This window comes from Saccharopolyspora rhizosphaerae (assembly GCF_003931915.1).
Taxonomy (GTDB): Bacteria; Actinomycetota; Actinomycetes; order Mycobacteriales; family Pseudonocardiaceae; genus Saccharopolyspora; species Saccharopolyspora rhizosphaerae.
Genome location: NZ_RSAA01000025.1, coordinates 1 through 1,022 on the forward strand (window position 1 = coordinate 1; position 1,022 = coordinate 1,022).

Here is a 1,022-nt window from a genome sequence, read left to right on the forward strand (position 1 = left end):
CTAGGAGCTGTTTAGGAACGTGGGGCCCGGTGGTTGAACATAGTGAGGTCTCCGGTAGATGGATCAGCGACGAAGAAGATCAACATCTATCCGGAGACCTCGGTGGGAAGCGTATCGGTTGGCGCGCGTCAGGATCTGACGGACCGGCAGTGGGCGGCGTTGCAGCGTGTGTTGCCGCCTCAGCCGGTGGTGGGGCGTCGTCCGAAGTGGACACGTCGGCAGTTACTGAATGGGATTCGCTGGCGGGTTCGAGTCGGTGCTCCATGGCGGGATGTACCGGAACGGTATGGGCACTGGCAGTCGATCTATCAGCTGTTTCGCCGTTGGCAACGCGAGAGCGTGTGGCCCTGGATCCTCTCGGTGTTGCGGGCGTGGGCTGACCGGTCCGGCCTCGTCGACTGGCAGGTGTCGGTGGATTCCACGATCAACCGGGCCCATCAGCACGCCGCTGGAGCGCGCCGTCGCCCTCAAGCGCAGGTCGAACCACCCGGTGATGAACCAGCCGATCACGCGTTGGGCCGGTCCCGGGGCGGATTCACCACGAAGATTCATCTGGCCTGCGAGCAGGGACGTAAACCGTTGTCGTTGCTGATCACGGCCGGTCAACGCGGTGACAGCCCGCAGATGATCGGTGTTCTGGAGGCCATCCGGGTGCCGCGCCCCGGGCGGGGCCGTCCGCGTCGGCACCCGGATCGCGTGCTGGCTGACAAGGCCTACTCGTCACGATCCAACCGTTCCTACCTGCGGCGACGAGCGATCCCGGCCACCATCCCGACCCCGAAAGATCAAGCCGCCCACCGCCGCGCCAGAGGCTCGGCCGGGGGCCGCCCACCGGTCTTCGATCCCGAGGCATACCGGCGGCGCCACGCTGTGGAATGCGGTATCAACCAGCTCAAACACCACCGTGCCGTGGCCTGCCGGTACGACAAACTCGCCCTCCGCTACGAAGCCACCGTGCACGTCGCCACCATCGACATCTGGCTCCGCAGCCTCACCAAGATCGGTTCCTAAACAGCTCCTAG

1 protein-coding gene is annotated in these 1,022 nt (G+C 65.4%); it reads left to right on the plus strand.

The window, feature by feature from the left end; all coding sequences use genetic code 11:
• Positions 1–102: 102 nt before the first annotated feature.
• A complete protein-coding gene (locus EIL87_RS21685) occupies positions 103–1,011 on the plus strand; it encodes an IS5 family transposase (RefSeq protein WP_125092440.1) in 909 nt (302 codons plus the stop codon).
• Positions 1,012–1,022 lie beyond the last annotated feature (11 nt).